The sequence below is a fragment of the Pseudomonas sp. YH-1 genome (assembly GCF_051990045.1).
Classification (GTDB): domain Bacteria; phylum Pseudomonadota; class Gammaproteobacteria; order Pseudomonadales; family Pseudomonadaceae; genus Pseudomonas; species Pseudomonas nicosulfuronedens.
Map to the genome: position 1 here is coordinate 5,694,197 of NZ_CP178184.1, position 20,725 is coordinate 5,714,921.

General features: G+C 65.2%; 20 protein-coding genes. 7 read left to right on the forward strand and 13 right to left on the reverse strand.

All coding sequences use genetic code 11. The features are described 5' to 3' along the window. Positions 1–7: 7 nt before the first annotated feature. The 4 genes from flgE to flgB are packed head-to-tail and all read right to left on the reverse strand — an operon-like array spanning position 8 to position 2,917. Positions 8–1,315, reverse strand: coding sequence for a flagellar hook protein FlgE (flgE, locus tag ACKI1H_RS26005; protein ID WP_138520499.1), 1,308 nt, complete (start codon positions 1,313–1,315; stop codon positions 8–10). A gap of 27 nt (positions 1,316–1,342) precedes the next feature. Beyond that, complete coding sequence (gene flgD, locus ACKI1H_RS26010) at positions 1,343–2,038, reverse strand: flagellar hook assembly protein FlgD (protein ID WP_425049019.1); 696 nt, start codon at positions 2,036–2,038, stop codon at positions 1,343–1,345. Between the two features lie 22 nt (positions 2,039–2,060). Continuing rightward, positions 2,061–2,504, reverse strand: coding sequence for a flagellar basal body rod protein FlgC (gene flgC, locus ACKI1H_RS26015; RefSeq protein WP_045212156.1), 444 nt, complete (start codon positions 2,502–2,504; stop codon positions 2,061–2,063). Positions 2,505–2,509: 5 nt separating this feature from the next. Continuing rightward, on the reverse strand, positions 2,510–2,917 hold the full coding sequence (gene flgB / locus ACKI1H_RS26020; protein WP_138520497.1) for a flagellar basal body rod protein FlgB: 408 nt from the start codon (positions 2,915–2,917) through the stop codon (positions 2,510–2,512). Between flgB and ACKI1H_RS26025 the strand changes: the two genes are divergently transcribed. Next, positions 2,916–3,236 carry a hypothetical protein gene (locus ACKI1H_RS26025; protein WP_138520496.1) on the forward strand — a complete coding sequence of 107 codons (321 nt, stop codon included), beginning with the start codon at positions 2,916–2,918 and terminating at the stop codon, positions 3,234–3,236. The two genes, flgB and ACKI1H_RS26025, sit on opposite strands and share 2 nt — an antisense overlap. A 124-nt stretch (positions 3,237–3,360) precedes the next feature. Here ACKI1H_RS26025 and cheR read toward each other — a convergent pair whose 3' ends face one another. Together cheR and ACKI1H_RS26035 are read right to left on the reverse strand one after the other, a co-directional pair. Then, positions 3,361–4,182 carry a protein-glutamate O-methyltransferase CheR gene (gene cheR, locus ACKI1H_RS26030; protein WP_440466771.1) on the reverse strand — a complete coding sequence of 274 codons (822 nt, stop codon included), beginning with the start codon at positions 4,180–4,182 and terminating at the stop codon, positions 3,361–3,363. A 122-nt stretch (positions 4,183–4,304) separates the two neighbouring features. After that, the gene (locus ACKI1H_RS26035) at positions 4,305–5,243 is read right to left on the reverse strand and encodes a chemotaxis protein CheV (RefSeq protein WP_440466772.1); all 939 of its coding nucleotides are present in this window, start codon (positions 5,241–5,243) and stop codon (positions 4,305–4,307) included. A 136-nt stretch (positions 5,244–5,379) separates the two neighbouring features. Here ACKI1H_RS26035 and flgA point away from each other — a divergent pair, with 136 nt between their 5' ends. The 4 genes from flgA to ACKI1H_RS26055 all read left to right on the forward strand — a co-directional run bounded on the left by flgA (position 5,380) and on the right by ACKI1H_RS26055 (position 7,877). Beyond that, positions 5,380–6,069, forward strand: coding sequence for a flagellar basal body P-ring formation chaperone FlgA (gene flgA / locus ACKI1H_RS26040; protein ID WP_138520606.1), 690 nt, complete (start codon positions 5,380–5,382; stop codon positions 6,067–6,069). A gap of 141 nt (positions 6,070–6,210) precedes the next feature. Then, positions 6,211–6,525 (forward strand): flagellar biosynthesis anti-sigma factor FlgM, encoded by a 315-nt coding sequence (flgM, locus tag ACKI1H_RS26045; RefSeq protein ID WP_045212162.1) that lies wholly within the window; start codon positions 6,211–6,213, stop codon positions 6,523–6,525. A gap of 43 nt (positions 6,526–6,568) precedes the next feature. Continuing rightward, positions 6,569–7,030, forward strand: a complete 462-nt coding sequence (locus ACKI1H_RS26050; protein ID WP_138520494.1) for a flagella synthesis protein FlgN — start codon at positions 6,569–6,571, stop codon at positions 7,028–7,030. A gap of 97 nt (positions 7,031–7,127) precedes the next feature. After that, entirely contained in the window at positions 7,128–7,877 is a 750-nt protein-coding gene (locus ACKI1H_RS26055) for a flagellar brake protein (protein ID WP_440466773.1), read from the forward strand. A 43-nt stretch (positions 7,878–7,920) separates the two neighbouring features. Here ACKI1H_RS26055 and ACKI1H_RS26060 read toward each other — a convergent pair whose 3' ends face one another. The 6 genes from ACKI1H_RS26060 to ACKI1H_RS26085 form a co-directional block, all read right to left on the reverse strand. Then, entirely contained in the window at positions 7,921–9,267 is a 1,347-nt protein-coding gene (locus ACKI1H_RS26060) for an MFS transporter (protein ID WP_440466774.1), read from the reverse strand. Between the two features lie 287 nt (positions 9,268–9,554). Beyond that, on the reverse strand, positions 9,555–10,793 hold the full coding sequence (locus ACKI1H_RS26065; protein ID WP_440468912.1) for a glutamine synthetase family protein: 1,239 nt from the start codon (positions 10,791–10,793) through the stop codon (positions 9,555–9,557). A 432-nt stretch (positions 10,794–11,225) separates the two neighbouring features. Then, positions 11,226–12,839 (reverse strand): inorganic phosphate transporter, encoded by a 1,614-nt coding sequence (locus ACKI1H_RS26070; RefSeq protein ID WP_138520490.1) that lies wholly within the window; start codon positions 12,837–12,839, stop codon positions 11,226–11,228. 303 nt (positions 12,840–13,142) lie between these two features. Further along, positions 13,143–14,060, reverse strand: a complete 918-nt coding sequence (ppk2, locus tag ACKI1H_RS26075; protein WP_280055912.1) for a polyphosphate kinase 2 — start codon at positions 14,058–14,060, stop codon at positions 13,143–13,145. A gap of 193 nt (positions 14,061–14,253) precedes the next feature. Beyond that, complete coding sequence (gene pvdQ, locus ACKI1H_RS26080) at positions 14,254–16,533, reverse strand: bifunctional acylase PvdQ (RefSeq protein WP_440466775.1); 2,280 nt, start codon at positions 16,531–16,533, stop codon at positions 14,254–14,256. Positions 16,534–16,880: 347 nt separating this feature from the next. Continuing rightward, entirely contained in the window at positions 16,881–17,912 is a 1,032-nt protein-coding gene (locus tag ACKI1H_RS26085) for an AraC family transcriptional regulator (RefSeq protein WP_440466776.1), read from the reverse strand. A 123-nt stretch (positions 17,913–18,035) separates the two neighbouring features. On the opposite strand from ACKI1H_RS26085, the gene ACKI1H_RS26090 reads away from it, so the two are divergent. Further along, positions 18,036–18,929, forward strand: a complete 894-nt coding sequence (locus ACKI1H_RS26090; RefSeq protein WP_440466777.1) for a TauD/TfdA dioxygenase family protein — start codon at positions 18,036–18,038, stop codon at positions 18,927–18,929. Positions 18,930–18,940: 11 nt separating this feature from the next. Next, complete coding sequence (locus ACKI1H_RS26095) at positions 18,941–19,723, forward strand: 2-keto-4-pentenoate hydratase (RefSeq protein ID WP_440466778.1); 783 nt, start codon at positions 18,941–18,943, stop codon at positions 19,721–19,723. Between the two features lie 40 nt (positions 19,724–19,763). Here ACKI1H_RS26095 and ACKI1H_RS26100 read toward each other — a convergent pair whose 3' ends face one another. After that, positions 19,764–20,666: a LysR family transcriptional regulator gene (locus ACKI1H_RS26100; RefSeq protein ID WP_138520484.1), complete on the reverse strand. Its 903-nt coding sequence runs from the start codon at positions 20,664–20,666 to the stop codon at positions 19,764–19,766. Positions 20,667–20,725: the final 59 nt, after the last annotated feature.

Sequence of the window (20,725 nt, forward strand, 5' to 3'; positions counted from 1 at the left end):
ACGCCGATCAGCGCAGGTTGATGATGGTGTCGGAGATGGTGCTTTCGGTCTGGACGGTCTTGGCGTTCGCCTGGTAGTTGCGCTGCGCCACGATCAGGTTCACCAGCTGCGCGGTGAGGTCGACGTTGGAGTCTTCCAGGGTGCCCGAGCCGACCGAACCGAGGGTGCCGGAAGTCGGCGTGCCGATCACCGCCTCGCCCGAGGCCAGCGACTGCTTCCAGCCGGTATTGCCCACCGGAGTCAGGCCCTGGGTGTTGGCGAAGTTGGCCAGGATCACCTGGCCGATCACCTTGGACTGGCCATTGGTGTAGGTGGCGTACATCTGCCCGTCTTCGGCGAACGACAGACCGGACATCTGGCCAGTGGCGTAGCCGTCCTGGGTCACCGCGGTCACGGCGAAGGAGCCATTGGTCTGGGTGGTCTTGGTCAGGTCGATGCTGATGCCGCCGGTAGCGCCCGCTGCGCCGTTGGCGCCCCAGGTCACCGGGCTGGTGGTGGAGTTGGTGACGGCCGCCGGGGTCCAGCCGGTCAGGGTCAGGGTCTTGTCGGCGTTGACGGTCATGCCGGTGGAAGTGATGCCCGTCAGCTGGCCGGCGCTGTTGAAGGTGATGTCACTGCTCAGCGGCGTGGTGCTGGTCGGGGTCTGCGGGTTGCGACCGTCCACCAGGGTGTACATGGACCAGTTGTTGGCGCTGTCCTTGACGAAGTAGTTCGTCATGGTGTGTGAGTTGCCCTGGGAGTCGTAGATATCCACCGAGGTCGACCAGTTGTAGCTGTCCGAGTCGGTCGCATCGAACGGCGTGGTGGTCGGCGTGGTGGCGTTGGAGTTCAGGCTCAGGGTCGAGGTGATCGTGGAGGTCGGGCTCGGCGGCTGGTTGGCGGTGTCGACCTTCAGGTCGGTGATCACGCCGTTGACGATGTTGCCGTTGGCGTTGACGCCGTAACCCTGCAGGCGGTTGCCCGAACCATCGACGATGTAGCCGCTGGCGTCGGTATTGAAGGTGCCGTTGCGGGTGTAGACGCGGCTGCCGTTGTCGCTGGTCATGAAGAAGCCGTTGCCGCTCACTGCCAGGTCCAGGCTGCGACCAGTGGTGCTCAGGTTGCCCTGGGTGAACTGCTGCGAGACGGCCTGGGTGACCACGCCGTTACCCACGGCAATGCGGCCAGTGCCGAGCATCGAGGAGGCGTAGAGGTCGGCGAACTCGGTGCGCGACGACTTGAAGCCGGTGGTGCCGACGTTGGCGATGTTGTTGCCGGTGACGTTCAGGTCCATCGACGCGGCGTTGAGTCCACTCAGGGCGGTATTGAAAGACATGTGTTGCTCCTGTGCCGAAACGCGGCGTTATTTTCCGATGGTCTGAATGCTGGAGGCGGAAACGGCGCCGATGCCCGCCAGGTTCAGGGACATTTCCCCGCCGTTCTGGCCGAGCGTGACGCTGTTGACCGTGGCCGGCAGGTAGGTGGTCAGGGCGGTACTGGTACCGTCCAGGCTGGCGGTGGCCTTGACGGTGTAAGTGCCGGCACCCACCAGCTCGCCGCTGTCGTCCTTGCCGTCCCACTTGAAGTCGATGTTGCCGGCCTTCTGGCTGCCCATGTCGACGGTGCGCACCAGGTCTCCGGAGTCGTCGTAGATCTTCAGGGTCACGCCGTCGCCGCCGGACGGCATCACCAGGGTGCCGTTGACGCCGGCACTCGGGTCGTCGACCTGTACCTTGCTGGAGTTGACGATCACCGAGCGGCCGACCAGCGAGGAAGCCTGCAGGGCCTGCGACGACTGGAACGAGGAATAGAAGGTACCCAGGGTGGTATCCAGGTTCTGCATGCTCTCCAGGCTGCTGAACTGCGCCAGCTGGGAGACGAACTCGGTATTGTCCTGCGGGTCCAGCGGGTTCTGGTTGTTCAGCTGGGTGACCAGCAGTTGCAGGAAGGAATCCTTGCCCAGCGCGCTGGTCCCGGTCTCGGTCGTGGACGACGAGCTCTTGGACCCGGCGTTCAGCGACGTCAGGACCGAGTTCGACGTGGTGTTATCGGTATTGATGCTCATGGGGCGTCCTCTGCGCTTACTGACCCAGGGTCAGGACCTTCTGCATCATCTGCTTGGCGGTGTTCATCATTTCCGCGTTGCTCTGGAAAGAACGGCTGGCGGAGATCATGTCGGCCATCTCCTCCACCACGTTGACATTGGGGTAGTAGACGTAACCGTCCTTGTCGGCGGCCGGGTGATTCGGCTCGTAGCGCGGCACCAGTGGGCTCTGGTCCTCGACCACGCCCAGCACCTGCACACCCGAACCCGCCTGGTCGGTCTCGCCGAACAGCGAACCCTGGTCGCCGCCCTGGGCGTTCTGCAGCATGGTGGAGAACACCGGGTGACGGGCGCGGTAGGTCTGGTCGATGCTCGAGGAGACGCTCTCGGCGTTGGCGATGTTCGACGCGGTGGTGTTCAGACGGGTGGTCTGGGCACTCATGCCGGTACCGGCGATGTTGAAGACACTGGCGAGCGACATGGCGATTACTCCCCGCGCAGGGCATTCATCAGCCCTTTGAACTTGCTGTTGAGGAAGGTGAACGAGGCCTGGAACTGCACGGAGTTCTCCGCGTAGTTGGCCTGCTCGATCTGTTCGTCGACGGTGTTCTGGTCGACCGAAGGCTGGTTCGGGATGCGGTACTTCAGCGACTCGTCACCCATGCCGAAACCATCAGCGGCAATGTGATGCGAATTGGTCAGGGTCGCGCTGAAGGTGCCGTTCTTCATCTTGTCCGACTGGGCCGCCAGCACCGAGGCGAAATCCAGGTCGCGCGCCTTGTAGTTGGGCGTGTCGGCGTTGGCCAGGTTGTTGGCCAGAACTTCAGCGCGCTGGGAGCGGAAGCTCAGCGCTTGCTGGTGGATGCCGAGGGCTTTGTCGAAGCTGATGCTCATGGTCACGAACCTGTTTGCCGGTGTGGGCTTGCCAACACTTCAGCAAGGTGCGTGCCATATTTTCATTCCCTTTATTTTCAAGGGTTTGAGCGAATCTTTAGAGCGGCAAGAAGCGGCAAACAGCGGCAAAGCGGCAACTGTTTTCCTTGCCGCCAGAGGCAAGGCGGCAAGCTTGCCGCTGCGCTTTGCCGCCCTTGCTCGGCGCAGAACCGTCCCTGTAGGAGCGGACCTTGTCCGCGATTCCCGAGCACGAGATTCCGCCGTTCCAGAAAAAACAGGGCCACGCCCGGCGCCGGGCTTGTCGGCGGATCGCGGATAGGATCCGCTCCTACACAGGCCGATCCCTGCACAGGAGCGGACTTCGTCCGCGATCGGCTGAATGCGAATGCTGAATGTGAATGCAGTAGCAAGAGCCCCGCCCGAACAGGCGGGGCATCGGCCAATCACTTGGCCTTGTAGATGATCCCCGGGCTGCACTGGACCATCTGGTAATGGTCCGGCAGCGCGTTGAGCGCTTCGGATGCGCCGAGGAACAGATAGCCGCCGGGCTTGAGGGTGGCATGGATGCGCAGCAGGATGTCGCGCTTCACCTCAGCCGAGAAATAGATCAGCACGTTGCGGCAGAACACCATGTCGAACTTGCCCAGCGTCGCGTAGCTGTCCAGCAGGTTCAGCGCGCGGAACTCCACGCGACTCTTGATGGGCGGCTTCACCGTCCAGCGTCCGGGCGTCTTCTGGTCGAAGTAGCGCGCCAGGCGCTCCTGCGACAGGCCACGGCCGATGGCCAGGCTGTCGTACTCGCCGGCCTTGCAGGCAGAGAGCATGGAGCCGGAAAGGTCGGTGGCGACGATCTGCACGCCCGCCTTCAACTGGCCGAGGTTGGTGCGCTCGAACTCGTCAATGGCCATCGATAGCGAATACGGCTCCTGCCCCGACGAACAGGCGGCCGACCAGATACGCAGGCGCTGGCCGGGCGAGGCCTTGATCATCTCTGGCAGCACGCGGTTCTTCAGTACCTCGAAGGGGTAGGTATCGCGAAACCACAGGGTTTCGTTGGTGGTCATGGCGTCGACCACCTGCTCGCGCAGCTGGCTGCGCATCTGGATCTTCTGTACCAGTTCGCCCAGGGACTTGATGCCCTGCTGCTCCATCAACTTGTTCAAGCGGCTGGAGACCAGGTACTGCTTGTTGGCGCCCAGGAGGATGCCGCAGGTCTTCTCCAGGAAATCCCGGAACAGCTCGAATTCAGAATTGGTGGATGTCACAGATAAGCCTCTTTGCTCGTGGACGGCTGCCGGCAATACGACGACAGCTGCCTGACCGGTGCTCAAAAAACCATAGACGATGCGGGCGGCACCGGCGCCACCCGCATCTCGTCACTCAGGCATCAGGCCGTCGCGCCATCCACTGCCTTGATGCGGTCCGACACGCGGGCCGCCAGGTCATCGGGACGGAATTTGGCGAGGAAGTCGTCAGCGCCGACCTTTCTCACCATCGCCTGGTTGAACACCCCGGACAACGAAGTATGCAGGAGAATGTGCAGGTCCTGCATGCGCGGGTCGTGACGGATTTCCGCCGTGAGCGTGTAGCCATCCATTTCCGGCATTTCGATGTCCGAGATCACCATCAGCAGATCGCTGCCCGGATGTCCACCGGCGTCCACCATCTGGCGCAGGTAATCCAGCGCCTGGCGGCCGTCGTTGAGCGCCAGCACTTCCACGCCGACCGTTTCCAGGCAACGCACCAGCTGCTTGCGCGCCACCGAGGAATCATCCACCACCAGCACGCGCTTGCTCACCGCACGGGCCTGGGTCTCGGCATCCAGCACGCCCTCGGAAATATCCTCCGAGGTCGGCGCCACTTCGGCGAGGATCTTCTCCACGTCGATGATTTCCACCAGCTGGTTGTCCACCCGCGTCACCGCCGTCAGGTAGTGGTCGCGGCCGGTCCCCTTGGGTGGCGGATGGATCGACTCCCAGTTCATGTTGACGATGCGCTCCACCGAATGCACCAGGAAGCCCTGCACCTTGGTGTTGTACTCGGTGATGATCACGAAGCTGTTGGCGATGTCCCGCAGGGCGTGACGCCCCGTGGCCAGCGCCAGGTCGAGGATCGGAATGGTGCCGCCACGGATGTTCGCCACCCCGCGCACCACCTGGCTGGATTTGGGCATCACGGTCAGGCGGGGGCACTGCAGCACCTCCTTCACCTTGAACACGTTGATCCCGTACAGCTGGCTGCCGTTCAAGCGGAACAGCAGCAGTTCGAGACGATTCTGGCCAACCAGCTGCGTACGCTGGTTGACCGAATCCATGACTCCGGCCATTGAGCCTCCTGTGCACGCAACGCCGCCCGACTCACGAAGGCGGCATGACCATTGCTTGGATCGTTGCATGAAACAGGCAACGACATTTTTCCGACAGCTGAGACCCGCGCGCGCCCTGATGGCTGCGCTGCTCGGCATGACGGGTGCGCTGACCCTCTCCCCGGCTGGGGCGGAAGGCTTCACCGCGCCTGAAATCCTTATCGGCTCCACCCAGGGCTTTCTTGAGTTCAAGGTGGAAGATTATCTGCAGACTTCGGGCATAGACGCGCGCTACGAGATTGAGGTCGCACGCATCGACCCCCGCCTGCGCCTGACGCAATGCGACAAGGACCTGACGCAGAAGCTGGAAAGCCCGGCACAGCCCGTTGGTCGGGTCACCGTGCGGGTGCTCTGCGAAGGCAGCTCGCCCTGGACAGTATTCGTGCCGGCAACGGTCAAGCTGTTCCGTCAAGTTGTCGTCACCACCCTGCCCCTGCAGCGCAACCATGTCGTCGAACCGGGTGACGTCAGTGTCGTCGAACGGGACGTCGGCCAACTGAGCCAGGGCTACCTGACCGATCCGAGCCAGGTGGTCGGCATGAAGCTCAAGCGCCCGACCGTCAACGACCAGGTGCTGGCGCCGGTCTTCCTCGAACAGGCGGCGGCCGTGCGCAAGGGCGACCAGGTGGTGATTCGCGCCAGGACCAGTGCGATCAACGTGTTCATGCCCGGCGAAGCGCTGTCCGATGGCGTAACCGGTGAGCAGATCCGCGTGCGCAACCTGCGCTCCCAGCGTATCGTCAGGGCTCGCGTGGTGGAGCCGGGGACCGTGGAAGTCAGCCTGTAGCGCTCGACCTCGGGCTTTTTCTGGCATGATGAGCGCAGCCCTCTGCAAAATGTGCTCAGGCGCACGAAAATTCGGCCTAAAGTTTCTTTCAGGACGGCCGAAAAGCTTGGCAAGCGTCCAATACCTCCAGAGGTTTCCACCATGGTCATCGACTTCAACCGGCTGAACCCGGCCTCTACGACAGCCAGCACTGGCCGTAGCAGTGCTGCCCAGAGCGGTCGCAGCGAAGCCGCCGCAGAGAATGCCTCCGTCAACGCCCCGGCCAAGAGCGGCGAGTCGGTACAGCTGAGCGACACCGCGCAGCAACTGCAGAAAGTAAGCGATCAACTGAAGGACCAGCCCGTGGTCGACAACGAGAAAGTGGCCCGCATCAAGGCGGCCATCGCTGACGGCAGCTACCAGGTCGACAGCCAGAAAGTCGCCAGCAAGCTGCTCGATTTCGAATCCCAGCGCTGAGTTCACTCAGCGCCTGGTCAACCGCTAGTACGCCGAGCCCAAGATGTCCGATGCCCTGCTTTCCCTGATCAACGGCGACATCGAAGCAGCCAGCAACCTGCTGCAGCTGATCGACGACGAGTACCAGGCGCTGCAAGCACGCGACCTGGACCAGCTGCAGAAGCTGCTCGACAGCAAGCTGCCGCTGCTGCATCAGCTCGAGCAGAACGGTCGCATCCGCACCCAGGCACTGCAACAGGCCGGCGTCAGCGCGGACAGCAAAGGGCTTGCACAGATCGCCCAGGCGACCGGCAACACCGCTCTCACCGCTCGTGCCGAAGAGCTCGGCGCCCTGCTCGAACGCTGCCAGGAAGCCAACCAGCGCAACGGCCGCATCATCCGTTCCGGCCAGGCCAGCACCGAGCGCACGCTCGATATCCTGCGCGGCCAGGACACTCCTCGACTCTATGATCGCTACGGCGGCTCCACCCAGAGCAACCGCCAGCGCCCGCTCAGCCAGGCCTGAACTTCTCTGGCCTGAAGGCCCGCCCTAGGGCAGAATGCCACTATTCGGCCCTGCCCCGTGCACGACTCATAACAAACACAATGGAGACCCGCGGACCGTGTCCAATCTGTTCGCCGAGGAAAATGGCCCTCAACCACCGAAGGTGTTGAAAGCTCCGGTGGAGATCCACGCCAGCCTGAAAATGCTGATGGACAGTCACGATCCCCTGGTAATCACCTTCGAAGGGCGCGGCCAGCGCTTCCAGAGCTTCGTCGTCGAGATCAACCGCGAGCGCAACATCGTCGCCCTCGATGAACTCATCCCCAACGACGGCGAGCGCTTCCTGCAGAACGGCGAGCAATTCCGTATCGAAGCCTTCCACGAAGGCGTGCGCATCGCCTGGGAAAACACCCAGAACGCTTTCTTCTCCGAGATCGACGGCGCTCGCTGCTACTGGCTGCCAGTGCCGTCCGAGATGCTCTACCACCAGCGCCGCAATGCCTTCCGCGCCCCCGTGGGCCAGGGCCAACCGGTGGCCGTGGAGATTGGCGGCAGCAAGCTGAAGTCTCCACTCAAGGGCAGCCTGATCGACATTTCCGCCACTGGCTGCAAGATCCGCCTGGAAGGCAACGCCGCCGAGCGTCTGCAGCCCGGCCAGGTCTACGAGGAATTCACTGCGCGGCTGCCCTTTGGCGCGCTGACCATGGCGGTCGAACTGCGCCACGTGCATTTCGAGGAAAAGGTCGGCTACAGCTTTGCCGGCATGCGCTTCCACCAGATGAGCGGCCTGGCGCAGCGCAACATCGAGCGTTTCGTCTACCAGCTGCAACGCGAAGCCCGGCGCTTCGAGAAGGACGAGCTGTTCTAGTTCGTCCCGGGCGGCAAGCTCTTGCCGCCCTTCCCTTGCGGCCTCAGGCAGGCCGGCTTTCTTCCTCGGTTTCCGTTCCCGCTGCTGGCTCGGGAGTCGGCACGCTGTTGTCGTTGCCCTTCATCTGCTCTTCCACCGCCGATTCGTCGACCCGCGGGTCGAGCGCGGCGGACAGCGGCGAAGACGCCAGGCTGTCCGGCGTGGCGACGTGCTTGACCGGCGCCTCGTCGACGCGGTGCATACCACTGACCTTCTCCGGGCGCACGCGCCAGATCAGGATCAGTGAACAGGCGCAGACGAACGCATAGAGCATGTTCGCGCCGAACAGCTTCATCAGCGCACCGGCCGCCAGTGGGCCGATACAGGCACCCACGCCGAAGGTCACCAGCAGCATGGCCGTCAGCGAAACACGGCGTTCGCCCTCCACATGGTCATTGGAGAACGCCACTGCCAGCGGATAAAGGGTGAACTGGACCAGGCAGACGATAAACCCCATCGGCAACAGCCAGGCCAGCGAGATCGGGGGCAGCGGCAGCATCGGCAACAGTGCCAGCGGCAAAGCCACCACCAGCAGCAGGATCGAGGCATTGCGGATCAGCGCCGCCCGATCGTAGCGATCCGAGAGCCAACCCAGCGGCCACTGCACCACCAGCCCGGCGAAGATACAGCCGCCCATGAACACACCGATTTCCTCGGTGCTCAAGCCCTGGCGCACCGCATAGAGCGGCGCCAGGCCGTAGAAGGAACCAATCACCAGCCCCGACACCAGCACCGTGGTCAGCGACTGCGGCACCCGCTGGATGAAGAAGCGCGGCTCCAGCGGCGCCGGGCGCAGCGGTGCCGGGTGGACCTTGTGGGTGATCGCCACCGGTATCAGCGACATCGCAAAGCACAGCGCGATCAGCATCGGCAGTTCCGGGCCGAGCCCCGGATGCACCACCAGCACCAGTTGGCCGAGCACCAGCCCCAGGTACGAGGCCACCATATAGCCGGCGAACACCAGCCCGCGCTGGCGCGCCTCGGCCTGCTCGTTGAGCCAGCTCTCGATGACCATGTACTGGCACATCATCCCCAGGCCGATGGCGACCCGCAGGACCAGCCAGAACCCCATCCACGGCAACAGGCCGATGCCCAGCACGGCGGCGGTCACCAGGCCGCCACAGGCGACATAGGCGCGGATGTGGCCGACACGGGCGATCAGCCGGTGGCCGATCTTGCCGCCCAGTACCAGACCGAGGTAGTAGGCCGCCATCATGGCACCGATCCACAGCCCATCGACCTTCTCCGCGCCCAGGCGCAAGGCAAGGTAGGTACTGAGCAGACCGGAACCGGTCAGGAGCATGACGGCGGCGAAGTACAGAGCGCGGAAGGCAGTGACGATCCGAAGCATTGGACCTCCTGGTCCAGGACAACCCCGGCACAATGTCCGGGAAGCGGAAAGCGGGACTTGCCGTGACACAGTAGAGGCTGCCAACCGGCGCGTCGAGAGGCCTGCCGGGCCTGGAATAGCGGGCGTCGCACGCGGTCAAGCGGGGCGTTTCGAAGGATATCGGCCGGATGTACGAGGATGGCCGGAAGATCGCCTGGAAATGGCCGCCGATCACAGCTGCATCAGACTTTCGCCGCAGCTGTGTCGGCGGGCACGCGACTCAGGACCTTGACATCAGGCTCCAGGCATCAGGCCTGGGCAGCGAGTACTCGGCGCTCCCACGGGGTGATTTCGTCGAAGAAGCTGGTCAGCTCCATGGACTTGGTCGCGCAGTAGCCGTCGATGAACTCGTTGCCGAACACCTCGCGGGCCAGTTCGCTGCGTTTCAGGCGCTGCATCGCGTCGTACATCGTGCAGGGCAGCAGCAGCTCGTCCGGCACCTCGAACTCACCCTGGATCGGCGCAGTGGGCTCAAGACCCTGCTCGATGCCATGCAGGCCGGCAGCGAGGCTGGCGGCGATGGCCAGGTAAGGGTTGGCATCGGCACCGGCCAGACGGTTTTCCACACGACGGGCTACCGGTGCACTGGCCGGAATGCGCAGGCCTGCGGCACGGTTGTCATGGGACCAGCAGGCATTGTTCGGCGACGCGTACGGATGGCACAGGCGCTGGAAGGAATTCACGTTCGGCGCGAACAGCAGGGTGAAATCCGCCAGGCAGGCCTGCTGGCCGCCGATGAAGTGGCGGAAGAATGGCGTGGCATCACCGTTGGTATCGGTGAAGATATTGCGGCCTTCGCCGTCGACCACGCTCTGGTGGATGTGCATCGAACTGCCCGGCGTGTGCGCCAGCGGCTTGGCCATGCACACCACGATCAGCCCGTGCTTGAGCGCGACCTCCTTGAGCAGGTGCTTGAACAGGAAGGTCTGGTCGGCCAGCAGCACCGGGTCGCCATGCAGGAAGTTGATCTCGAACTGAGTGGTACCCATCTCGTGCATGAAGGTGTCGCGCTCCAGCCCCACCGCTTCCATGCAGCGGTAAACGTCCTGGAAGAACGGGCGCAGGCCGTTGTTGGAGGACACGCTGAAGGCTGAGTGACCGAGCTCGCGGCGGCCGTCGAGGCCGAGCGGCGCCTGGAAGGCTTCGTTGGCGTCGGGGTTTGGGGCGAAAACGAAGAATTCCAGCTCGGTCGCCACCACCGGGCTCCAGCCGCGCTCGGCGTAGCGCGCGACGACCTGCTTGAGCAGGCCACGGGTGGACAGGCCGGAGGGCTTGCCGTCGAGCTCCACCGCATCACAGATGGCGAAGGCGCGCGGCTCGTCGCTCCAGGGCAGGCGGTGAATCTGGGTCGGCTCGGCGATCAGGGCGAGGTCGCCGTCGTCGCTGCCGTAGAACTTCGCGGCCGGGTAGCCGCCCATGATGCACTGCAGCAGCACGCCGCGCGCCAGTTGTAGCCGGCGCCCGGTGAGGAAGCCCTCGCCGGTCATCACCTTGCCACGCGGCACCCCGTTGAGGTCGGGGGTGACGCACTCGATCTCTTCCACTCCAGCCAGGCGTTCGGCGAGCGGGTTCGCTAGATCGCTACTCATGACTTCTTATCCTTGTTCTTCTTGTCCTTGTCACAGGACGCCGCGCGAGGTGCGCGAGCCCGTACAAAATACGCACCACGCGTTCGATATTTCAAGCGGGCCAGAATGGGGCCGTTGCTAAAGCCACCGAGCGGAGTAACGGGATGAGCACGACGTAGGATGGCGTGGAGCGCAGCGATACCCATCAAATCGGCGCACCGACAGCATGGGTATCGCTGCGCTCCACCCATCCTACAAAGGCCCACGCCGGGAAAATGGTGCGCGCACGTACGGATGCGCAGAATGAAAACGCCGCTCCGGGGAGCGGCGTTTTCACTTCACCCACGACAATCAGAACAGATGGGTGAACAGCCAGTACAGCGAAGCGGAGAGCACGATGGCCGCTGGCAGGGTCAGCACCCAGGCCATCAGCAGGTTGCGGATGGTGCGCATCTGCAGGCCCGAGCCGTTGGCGGCCATGGTGCCGGCCACACCCGAGGACAACACGTGGGTCGTCGACACCGGCAACCCATACATGTCCGCCGCACCGATGGTCATCATCGCCACCAGCTCCGCCGAGGCGCCCTGGGCATAGGTCAGGTGGGTCTTGCCGATCTTCTCGCCGACGGTGACCACGATGCGCTTCCAGCCGACCATGGTGCCCAGGCCGAGAGCGATGGCCACGGCGACCTTCACCCAGAGCGGGATGAAGCGGGTCGACTCGTCGATCTTGCCCTTGAACGCGGCCAGCTTGCTGCTGGTGTCCGCGTCGAAGTTGCCGACCTTGTCCTTGTCCATCAGGCGGATCGCTTCGCTGGTCAGGTACATGTCGTTGCGCACGTTGCCCATGGCTTCGGCCGGCACGCGAGCCAGGCTGCCGTAGCCCTTCACTTCCGCGCCGATGGCGCCGGTCAGCGCCGCCAGGGACGGGATCAGCTCCGGCTTGGCTTCCTTGGTGCGCACATATTCCGACAGCACCGCACGCGGATCAGCCGGAGCCGCCTGCGGCGCGGCGCGAACCAGCGCCTGCTGGGTGACTTCGGCGACCGCGACGAACTGCACGGTCTGGTCCGCCGGCATGGTGCGGTTCAGCGCGTAGGCCATCGGCAAGGTGCCGACCAGGATCAGCATGATCAGGCCCATGCCCTTCTGCCCGTCGTTGGAGCCGTGGGCGAACGACACACCGGTGCAGGTGAGGATCAGCAGGCCGCGAATCCACCACGGCGGCGGGGTCTTGCCCTTCGGCGCCCTGTACAGCGCGCGATTCTTCACCAGCAGGCGCAGCGCCAGCAGCAGGAGCGCGGCGCAGACGAAGCCGATCAGCGGCGAGAGCAGCAGCGAATAGCCGACCTTGGTCGCCTGCGCCCAGTCGACGCCGCTGGTGCCATCGCGGCCGTGCATCAGTGCATTGGCGATGCCGACGCCGATGATCGAGCCGATCAGGGTATGCGAGGACGATGCCGGCAGGCCCAGCCACCAGGTGCCGAGGTTCCACAGGATGGCGGCGATCAGCAACGCGAAGACCATGGCGAAGCCGGCCGAGGAGCCGACCTGCAGGATCAGCTCCACCGGCAGCAGGGCGATGATGCCGAAGGCCACCGCGCCGCTGGAGAGCAGCACGCCGAGAAAGTTGAAGCAGCCCGACCAGACCACCGCGAAGTGCGGCGGCAGCGAGTGGGTATAGATGACGGTGGCCACCGCGTTGGCGGTATCGTGGAAGCCGTTGACGAACTCGAAGCCCAGGGCGATGAACAGGGCGACCCCGAGCAGCAGGAACGGCGTCCAGGTGGTAACCGTGGTGGTGACGTCATCGACGTCGCGCACCAGGCTCCAGGCCGAGAACAGCAGGCCGACGGCGAGCACGGCGAAGAAGATGAAGGCGGTAATGCGGCCGGGCTTGCGTTCCAGATGGGGCCGTTCTTCGGCGACGGGAAGATCGCCGGCGGCCAGGGTATCGGTGGTCATGCTGGGAGTCCGCGTGGAGGGGTGTCCCGGTCATGATCGGCGGGGAATGTTACAAGTTATGTCTCTATGCAGAGGCCGACCCTTGTAGGAGCGAGCTTGCTCGCGAACCGCCTGACGCCGCGACAATCGGCCAGGTTCGCGAGCAAGCTCGCTCCTACGAAAAGCGTTGCGCTACGAGCCTCAGAAACGTAGGGCGCATAACCTGGAACAGGTTATGCGCCGGCCCTGCTGCGGCGGATAACGCTGGCGCGTTATCCGCCCTATGAAAGCCGCGCAGGCGGCGTCGCGTGAGCGCCTGAAGCCTCAGTAAACCTCCGGCACCACGATCTGCTGCGGCGTCGGCGTACGCGAGTAATCCTCGTGGCGCTGGCGTGCAGGCAGGATCACCGCCGGGTGCTCGACATCCTCGTAGGGAATGAGATTCAGCAGATGGCTGATGCAGTTCAGCCGCGCCCGCTTCTTGTCGTCGGCCTGCACCACCCACCAGGGCGCCTCGGGGATGTGGGTACGCTCGAGCATGATTTCCTTGGCCTTGGTGTAGGCCTCCCAGCGGCGGCGCGACTCCAGGTCCATGGGGCTGAGCTTCCACTGCTTGAGCGGGTCGTGGATGCGGCTGAGGAAGCGCAGGTGCTGCTCGTCGTCGGAGATCGAGAACCAGTACTTGATCAGCTGGATGCCCGAGCGCGCCAGCATGCGCTCGAACTCCGGCACGCTGCGGAAGAACTCCTCGTACTGCTCGTCGTTGCAGAAGCCCATCACCCGCTCGACCCCGGCGCGGTTGTACCAGCTGCGGTCGAACAGCACGATCTCCCCCGCCGCCGGCAGGTGCGAGACGTAGCGCTGGAAATACCACTGGGTCTGCTCGCGGTCGTTCGGCGCGGGCAGCGCGGCGACACGGCAGACACGCGGATTCAGGCGCTGGGTGATGCGCTTGATCACCCCGCCCTTGCCCGCGGCATCGCGGCCTTCGAAGAGGATGACCACCTTGTGGCCGGTCTTCACCACCCAGCTCTGCAACTTCACCAGTTCGCCCTGCAGGCGGAACAGCTCGCTGAAGTAACGACGGCGGGCGAGCTTTTCCTCGTCGACATCGGCGTGCTCGTCGAACAACTCGTCGAGGTTGCGCACATCTTCCAGCAGCTCCAGTTCCAGCTCTTCATCGCTGTGGTCGAGCAGTTCACGGTGGATGCGGCGGATCACGGATTCATTGGTCAGGGGCATGGCGGCGGCCTACGCTTCAGGGGCTTTGCCGCCAGACTAGGGGTGCTCGGTGTCAGGCTGGTGACAGCCGACAGCGCCGGACTTCCCTTGTAGGAGCGAGCTTGCTCGCGAACCGCACGATTCCGAGCCGCCGGAAAGTACCGTTCGCGAGCAAGCTCGTTCCTACGAAAAGCCTCCGCTGCGGAAGCTCACCTTAGCGCTCGCGCAACTCCATCACCTTCAGCTCCGGATCGGCCTTGATCTGCTCGTCGGTGAACGGCAGCTCCGGCCATTGCTGCCGGGCGAACAGCTCGGTCTGGTCACGATGGTGCGGCGAGCCGGGCTCGCTGGACTGCGAGAACGCCAGCAGCCCGCGCGCCTTCGGGCCGTCAGCGGTGAAGTCCACCAGCTGGATGTAGCTGCTGCCGCTGAGCACGCGGTAATGGTCGCCCTGCCACTCCGAGGTGATGGCGTTGTACACGCCCTCGTTGCCGGTGCCACCGGGGATGCCCAGGGGGTTGGTCTGATCACCGGTCAGCTGCAGCTCTCCCCACTTTTCATCGGCCTGAATCTTGCGGCCATCGATCTCCTGCGCGGCGGCGACCAGGGCTTGCTGCGCCTGCTGGCGCACCTGAGGTTTGTCCAGGGCTATACCCGAGGGCGTGGCCAGGGGCAGCTTGGGATCGAAGGGCAGCCGCCAGCCGCCGTCGATCTTCAGGAAGCGTGCGACGAAGGCCTGGAAGTAGGCGAAGCCCGGGTTGCTGTCGAGGTTGACGTGGCGGTCCCACGAACCCAGCGCGGCGCAGGCCGCCTCGGTGCCCGCCGGGGCCGGTTTGCACAACTGCAACAGATCGTCGAGGAGCATGTCGGCCACGTAGACGCGGTTGTCGGTGACCATCTTCTGCAGGTCGTCCGGGCCGATCTTGCCGTCGCCCTTCAAGCGCTCCAGGGCGAAGCGCGCACGGGCGCTGACCGGGACCGAATCGCGGCTCACCAGCGGCGAGAACCCGGTCAGCGGCTGCGCCGGGTTGCTCATCCAGGCGCTGTCGTTGGAGTTCTGCACGAAGTCCTCGCGCGTAAGCGAAGGCATCTGCTCCGGCGGGGTCAGCCCGGCGTGGCGGGCGCCCGGTGCGCTCGACCAGTTGCAAGCGCGGCGTCCGCCCTGCAGCACCGGCAGGCCCTGCTTCTGGAACTCGGGGAGCACACAGTCGGCCAGTTGCTGCTGGCTCAGGTACGGCACCACCGACTGGTTGAGGTAGAGCACCTTGCCCGCCGCATCGGTGGCCAGGGTGTTGACCCACGGGATGCCCTGCACGCGCTCCACGCTGTCACGCAGCTCATCCAGGCTGCGCGCGTGATCGATGGCGTACCACTGCTGCAGCACACGGTCGTTACCCAGGTTGGCGTCGCGTACCGCGAAAGCTTCGTTGCCATTCCAGGGGAATTTGCCGGGCACGCTGAGCAACGGGCCGTACTCGGACTCGTACAGCGTATGGCTGCGCGTGCCCACTCGGCCATTGGGCTCCAGCACGCGAACGCGCAGGGTGATCTCCTTCAGCGGACGCGACTGGCCGTCGACGCGGTAGCTGTGCGGGTCCTGCGGATCGAGGTCAAGGCGGTACAGGGTGAAGTGGCTGGAAGTGTCCACCGTGTGGCTCCAGGCCACGTCCTTGCTGAAGCCGATGTTCACCAGCGGCATGCCCGGCAAGGATGCGCCCATCACGTCGAGCTGGCCGGGAATGGTCAGGTGCATCTGGTAGAAACGCAGCGCGCCGAACCAGGGGAAATGCGGGTTGGCCAGCAGCAGGCCGTTGCCGTCCATGGAACGCTCACTGCCCACGGCGACAGCGTTGCTGCCATGGTTCTGGTGAAAGCGCTGGCGTCGCTCCATGGCGGCGAGCACCTCGCCGTCTTTGACCACGGAGGAGGTCGCCTGCCCCGGCGGTGTAGCCGCCATCATCGCCTCGGCGAACTGCCCGGCGCCGGCCTGCACCAGCAGGCGGCGGGTCAGGCGCAACAGGTCGTCGGCCTCCAGCGGGCGCAGCCAGGCCTTGCCTGCGCACTGCGTGCCGGCAGCCTGGGTGTCCCACAGCCAGCGGTTGTAGCCGGCGGCGTAGCCATCGAGCAGGTCGCGGATCGGCTGCGGCTGGGCGCTGCGCATCCGGCGTAGGGACTCGTTGTCGTTGAGCCAGGTGTAGAAGAAGTCCGAGGGCAGGTTGCCGATGCCGGCAGAAGATTTGCCATCCACGCCGAAATAGCGCGAACGCTCGCCCCGCGCGGTGAGGACTTCCTCGGCCAGCAGGCAGGCGTTGTCGCGGGCGTAGGCGTAACCGATGCCGTAGCCCAGGCCCAGTTCGTCCCTGGCCTGGATGTGCGGAATGCCGTAGCGGGTCCAGCGGATCTGCGCCTCGAGTTCGGCGCCATAGGCCAGCGCGGGCAGTCCGGCAGCCAGCAGGCTGCCGGCCACGGCGGCCAGTCGGAAGGTCTTGCTCATTGATTCCCTCAATGCTCGGATGTCGGCCGGATGCCCGGCCAGGGGCACGCGGCATTGCCGCTTTCGCGGCCACCGGTGCAAGGGGTTGGGTGGCGGCTCAAGTCCGCCCATGCAGCGCAGTGACGGTCATCGCGCCGCGCCTTCCGAGGCACGCGCGCAGGCAGGTTGCTGAGGACATGGATTCTCCTTTTCTTGTCGGGCGCCTCGCGAAAAATGGCGATGCGTCTCTTGAGGGCAACGGATGGGAAGCGCGCGAAATTAGCCCGTGACCGATGGCAATCGGCCACACCAGAAGGCTCTATCTCGCGGCTTCCACCCGTTCCAGAGGCATCGCGGGCGGTTCGACTTCAGGGCGTCGGGAGGGTTCCGGACTGACGTTTCCAACGACCGGGCGACTGCCCTGTCCAGCGCTGGAAAGCGCGGGAAAAACTCGCCGCCTCGGCATAGCCCAGGCACTGGGCAATGCCGTGCAGGTCCATGCGCGATTCGCGTAGCAGGCGTTCGGCGAGACGCTGCTTGATGCCGTCGTTGAGCGCCTGCAGGTTCTGCCCCTCCTCGGTCAGACGGCGTTGCAGCGTGCGCTCGGAAAAGCCCAGCCGCTCGGCCACCTCGCTGGCGCCGAGCAGGCTGGCGGAGTCGCGCAGCAGCAATTGCTGAACCTGCCGCGCAGTGGGTGTGGCGACCAGCGTCAGCGCCAGCTCGCCACAGAGGCGTTCGCAGAGTTGCTCGCCGCTGTCGCGGGCGCTGATCTGCGCTTGTGGCAGCGGCGCTTGCAGGTCTTCCAGGGCGAAGAGCATGGCGTTGCGCGGCGCATCGAACTCCGGTTCGATGCCGAAAGTGTCGAGGAACGGCGAGGTGTCGCCCGGTGCCGCACTGCGCAATTGGATGGCCAGCGGCCGCAAGGGCCGCTGCAGCAATTCGCCGGAAAGCTGCCAGCACCCGGCGATGCCGCGCTCCACCACGAAGGCGCGGGCATCCTCCGGCAACACCCGGTCGTCGTACACCAGCCAAAGCCCGCGCGCTTCTGCTTCGCTGCTCACCGGGCAGAGCGTCAGCGCCAGGCTCTGGAAACGCCCGAACGTTTCGAAGGCCTCCTGCAAGGTACGGCTGGCGAGCATGGTGAATCCCAGCAGCCCCAGCGAGGTGAGGTGATAGCGCCGCCCCGTCGCCAACCCGAGACCGGGACGGCTGACCCGTTGCAGCAGGTTACGAATCACCGCCAGCTCCTGCCAGGCCTGGATACGCCCGGAACGCGCCTGCAGGTCGGCCAGGGCGATGGCGCTGCCCACCAGACAATCGTCCACGCCGATGCCCTCCTCGCGGGCGCTGTCGAGCAGGTACTGCACTCCGGTGATCTCGCGGGTCTGGCGCCAGTCCATCGGTGATTCCTCGCGGGCGGCTACTTGGCGGAGATAGTCAATTTTTGGCGGACTTGATCATGGAAGAAAGTGACGGCGCTGGCCATGCTTCAGGTGCCAATAACACTCACAAGAGGCTTCCCCATGTTCGAGTTCTTCTACGCGCTGCCGAGCCAGAACCGCGCCGCCGAGTACAAGCACTTCCGCATTGTCCCGGCCACCGGCGCCATCGGCGCGGACGTCAGCGACGTCGACCTGACCACGCTGGACCAAGCCGGCTACGCCGAGCTGCGCCAGGCGCTGCTGGCGCACAAGGTGCTGTTCATTCGCGACCAGTCGCTCAGCGTGGAAGCCCTCGAAGCCGTGACCCTGCGCTTCGGCGAATTCGGCCGCGAGCCTTACGTGGTCGGCATGGACGATCATCCGCACGTGGTGCGGGTGGTGAAGGAAGCCAACGAAAAGACCCCGGTGGTGTTCGGCGGCGCCTGGCACAGCGACTGGTCGTTCCAGGAGCGCCCGCCCGCCTTCACCCTGCTCTACGGCCATGACATCCCGCCGTTCGGCGGCGACACCCTGTACGCCAACCTGGCGCTGGCCTACGAATGGCTGTCGCCGAAACTGCGCGCGCAACTGGAAACCCTCGACGCCATCCACAGCCCCGAACGCGCCTACGGCGCCGAGGCCAAGCACAACGATCTGATGGAGAACATGGCAGTGCGCTACGGCAGCCACGACGGTGAAGTGCGCTCGCACCCGCTGGTAACCAGACACCCGGAGACCGGCAAGAAAGTCCTCTACATCAACCCGGCCTACACCAGCGGCATCAAGGGCATGCGCCCGGCCGAATCCCAGCCGCTGCTGGACTACCTGTTCAGCATCGCCACCCAGCCGGCGTTCACCTGCCGCATGCGCTGGAGCGCGGGCACCCTGGCGATCTGGGACAACCGCAGCACCTGGCACTACCCCGTGTCGGACTACCACGGCATGCGCCGCGAGATGTACCGCACCACCGTCGTCGGCGAAGTGCCGAGCCGCTGAGGAGCCCTACAATGACCACGGACAATCTCCACGCCGCCGCTCGCGCCCTCACCGACGCGCGGGCCAGCCGAACGCCCATCGCCGCGCCCGCGGCACACTTTGGCCTCACCGGGCTGGAGGATGCCTATCGCGTGCAGTCGCTGGGCATCGACCTCGCACTGGCCGGCGGCGAACGCCTGGCGGGCGCCAAGGCCGGACTGATCTCACCGGCGATGCAGGTGGCACTGAAGGTCGGCGAACCGGTTTACGGCCGGTTGCTCGCCGGCCTGCGCTGCCAGTCCGGCGCGCGCATCGCCCGCGAACGCCTGCTGCAACCGCGTATAGAGGCGGAACTGGCCCTGCTCATCGGCCGCGACCTGCCGCCGGGAGAGCTCGACCTGGCCACGTTCCGCGCCTGTATCGCCGGAGCGGTCGCGGCCATCGAGATCAACGACACCGCCGTGGCCAACTGGCAGATCGGCCTGCTCGACTCGGTCGCCGACAACCTCTGCGCGGGTCTCTACCTGACCGGCGATCAGCCGGTGGCGCTGGAAAAACTGGAAGATGCCGCTCTCGCTGTGCAACTGCTACGCAATGGCGCACCGGCCTTCCCGCCGACCCAGACGAGCCTCGGGGCGATGCTCGACATCGGCCTCTGGCTGGCGCAGCGCATGGCGCGTCTGGACGTGCCGCTGAAGTCCGGCGACGTCCTGCTGTGCGGGGCCCTGGCGCCGATGTCGCCAGTTGCACCAGGGGATGTAGTCGAGCTGGAGATCGAGGGGCTGGGGCGCGTCGGCTGCAGCTTCGAACGATGAGCCGTTGATCGGGCCCGCTCGCGACTCGCGGGCCCGGTTCCTAAAGATCCGCCCCGAACCGCCCCGCATGCTCGCGCAACATCCCGCGCAGCAACTGTGCAGCGGGCGACAGATATGCTCCCTCCCGCACCGCCAGGCCGATGGTCCGCGTCAGTGTCGTTTCGGCCAGCTGCACCTCGCGCAACTGGTCCATGCCGTGCCCGCCGGCCAGCGCCTCGCGGGCGATGAAACTGAGCAGGCGGGTACGGGCGATCAGGTTGGGCAGCATCGGGATCGCGTTGGTCTCGATCTGCACCTGCGGCATCGGCAACTGGTGAGCCTGGAAGGTGGCGTCCATCCAGCGCCGCGACGACACCCCGGTGGCCGGCAGCACCCAGCGATAGCGGCACAGGTCGGCCATGGCGACGGGTGCGTCGAAGATCGGATGGTCGCGACTGGCTACCACCACCACCTGGTCCTGCAGCAGCGGTTCGCTGCTCAGTTGCGGATCGTCGACGATCCGCGAGCAGATCGCCATGTCCAGCCGCCCGCTGCGCAGTGCCTCGCGCAGCACATCGTCCTGCCCCAGAACCAGGCTCATGGTCACGTCCGGCGCCCGCGCCAGCAGGTCCTCGGTCAGGCGCGGCAACAGGTACTCGGCCATGGTCGCGGCGCAGCCGAGGCGGATATTGCCTACGACGCCGCTGGCAAAATCGCGCACCTCTCGGCGGGTTTCCTCGATGTCCTGCCGTAGCTGCCGGGCACGCTGGAGCATCAGTTCGCCGGCCGGTGTCAGGCGAATCCGTCGGCCATCACGCTGGAACAGCCGCGCACCGAGAGATTCCTCCAGGCGCTGGATGCTCTTGGTCAGTGCCGGTTGGCTACGCCCCAGGCGCTCGGCGGCGCGGCCCAGGTGGCCGAGTTCGGCAATGGTTTCGAAGTAGGCGAGATCGCGCAGGTCCATGGTAGCCAACTGATAAATTTCAGGAATGGATTCATGACTATTAGAAAATAGACTTGATC

Bases quoted from the DNA above. Each gene is read 5' to 3' on its own strand.
- flgE (WP_138520499.1), bottom strand. From the start codon at position 1,315: ATGTCTTTCAATACCGCCCTGAGTGGACTCAACGCCGCGTCGATGGAC.
- flgC (WP_045212156.1), bottom strand. From the start codon at position 2,504: ATGTCGCTCGCCAGTGTCTTCAACATCGCCGGTACCGGCATGAGTGCC.
- ACKI1H_RS26025 (WP_138520496.1), top strand. From the start codon at position 2,916: ATGGTCACGAACCTGTTTGCCGGTGTGGGCTTGCCAACACTTCAGCAA.
- flgB (WP_138520497.1), bottom strand. From the start codon at position 2,917: ATGAGCATCAGCTTCGACAAAGCCCTCGGCATCCACCAGCAAGCGCTG.
- ACKI1H_RS26035 (WP_440466772.1), bottom strand. From the start codon at position 5,243: ATGGCCGGAGTCATGGATTCGGTCAACCAGCGTACGCAGCTGGTTGGC.
- flgA (WP_138520606.1), top strand. From the start codon at position 5,380: ATGACGGGTGCGCTGACCCTCTCCCCGGCTGGGGCGGAAGGCTTCACC.
- flgM (WP_045212162.1), top strand. From the start codon at position 6,211: ATGGTCATCGACTTCAACCGGCTGAACCCGGCCTCTACGACAGCCAGC.
- ACKI1H_RS26050 (WP_138520494.1), top strand. From the start codon at position 6,569: ATGTCCGATGCCCTGCTTTCCCTGATCAACGGCGACATCGAAGCAGCC.
- ACKI1H_RS26060 (WP_440466774.1), bottom strand. From the start codon at position 9,267: ATGCTTCGGATCGTCACTGCCTTCCGCGCTCTGTACTTCGCCGCCGTC.
- ACKI1H_RS26065 (WP_440468912.1), bottom strand. From the start codon at position 10,793: ATGACCGGCGAGGGCTTCCTCACCGGGCGCCGGCTACAACTGGCGCGC.
- ACKI1H_RS26070 (WP_138520490.1), bottom strand. From the start codon at position 12,839: ATGACCACCGATACCCTGGCCGCCGGCGATCTTCCCGTCGCCGAAGAA.
- ppk2 (WP_280055912.1), bottom strand. From the start codon at position 14,060: ATGCCCCTGACCAATGAATCCGTGATCCGCCGCATCCACCGTGAACTG.
- pvdQ (WP_440466775.1), bottom strand. From the start codon at position 16,533: ATGAGCAAGACCTTCCGACTGGCCGCCGTGGCCGGCAGCCTGCTGGCT.
- ACKI1H_RS26085 (WP_440466776.1), bottom strand. From the start codon at position 17,912: ATGGACTGGCGCCAGACCCGCGAGATCACCGGAGTGCAGTACCTGCTC.
- ACKI1H_RS26090 (WP_440466777.1), top strand. From the start codon at position 18,036: ATGTTCGAGTTCTTCTACGCGCTGCCGAGCCAGAACCGCGCCGCCGAG.
- ACKI1H_RS26095 (WP_440466778.1), top strand. From the start codon at position 18,941: ATGACCACGGACAATCTCCACGCCGCCGCTCGCGCCCTCACCGACGCG.
- ACKI1H_RS26100 (WP_138520484.1), bottom strand. From the start codon at position 20,666: ATGGACCTGCGCGATCTCGCCTACTTCGAAACCATTGCCGAACTCGGC.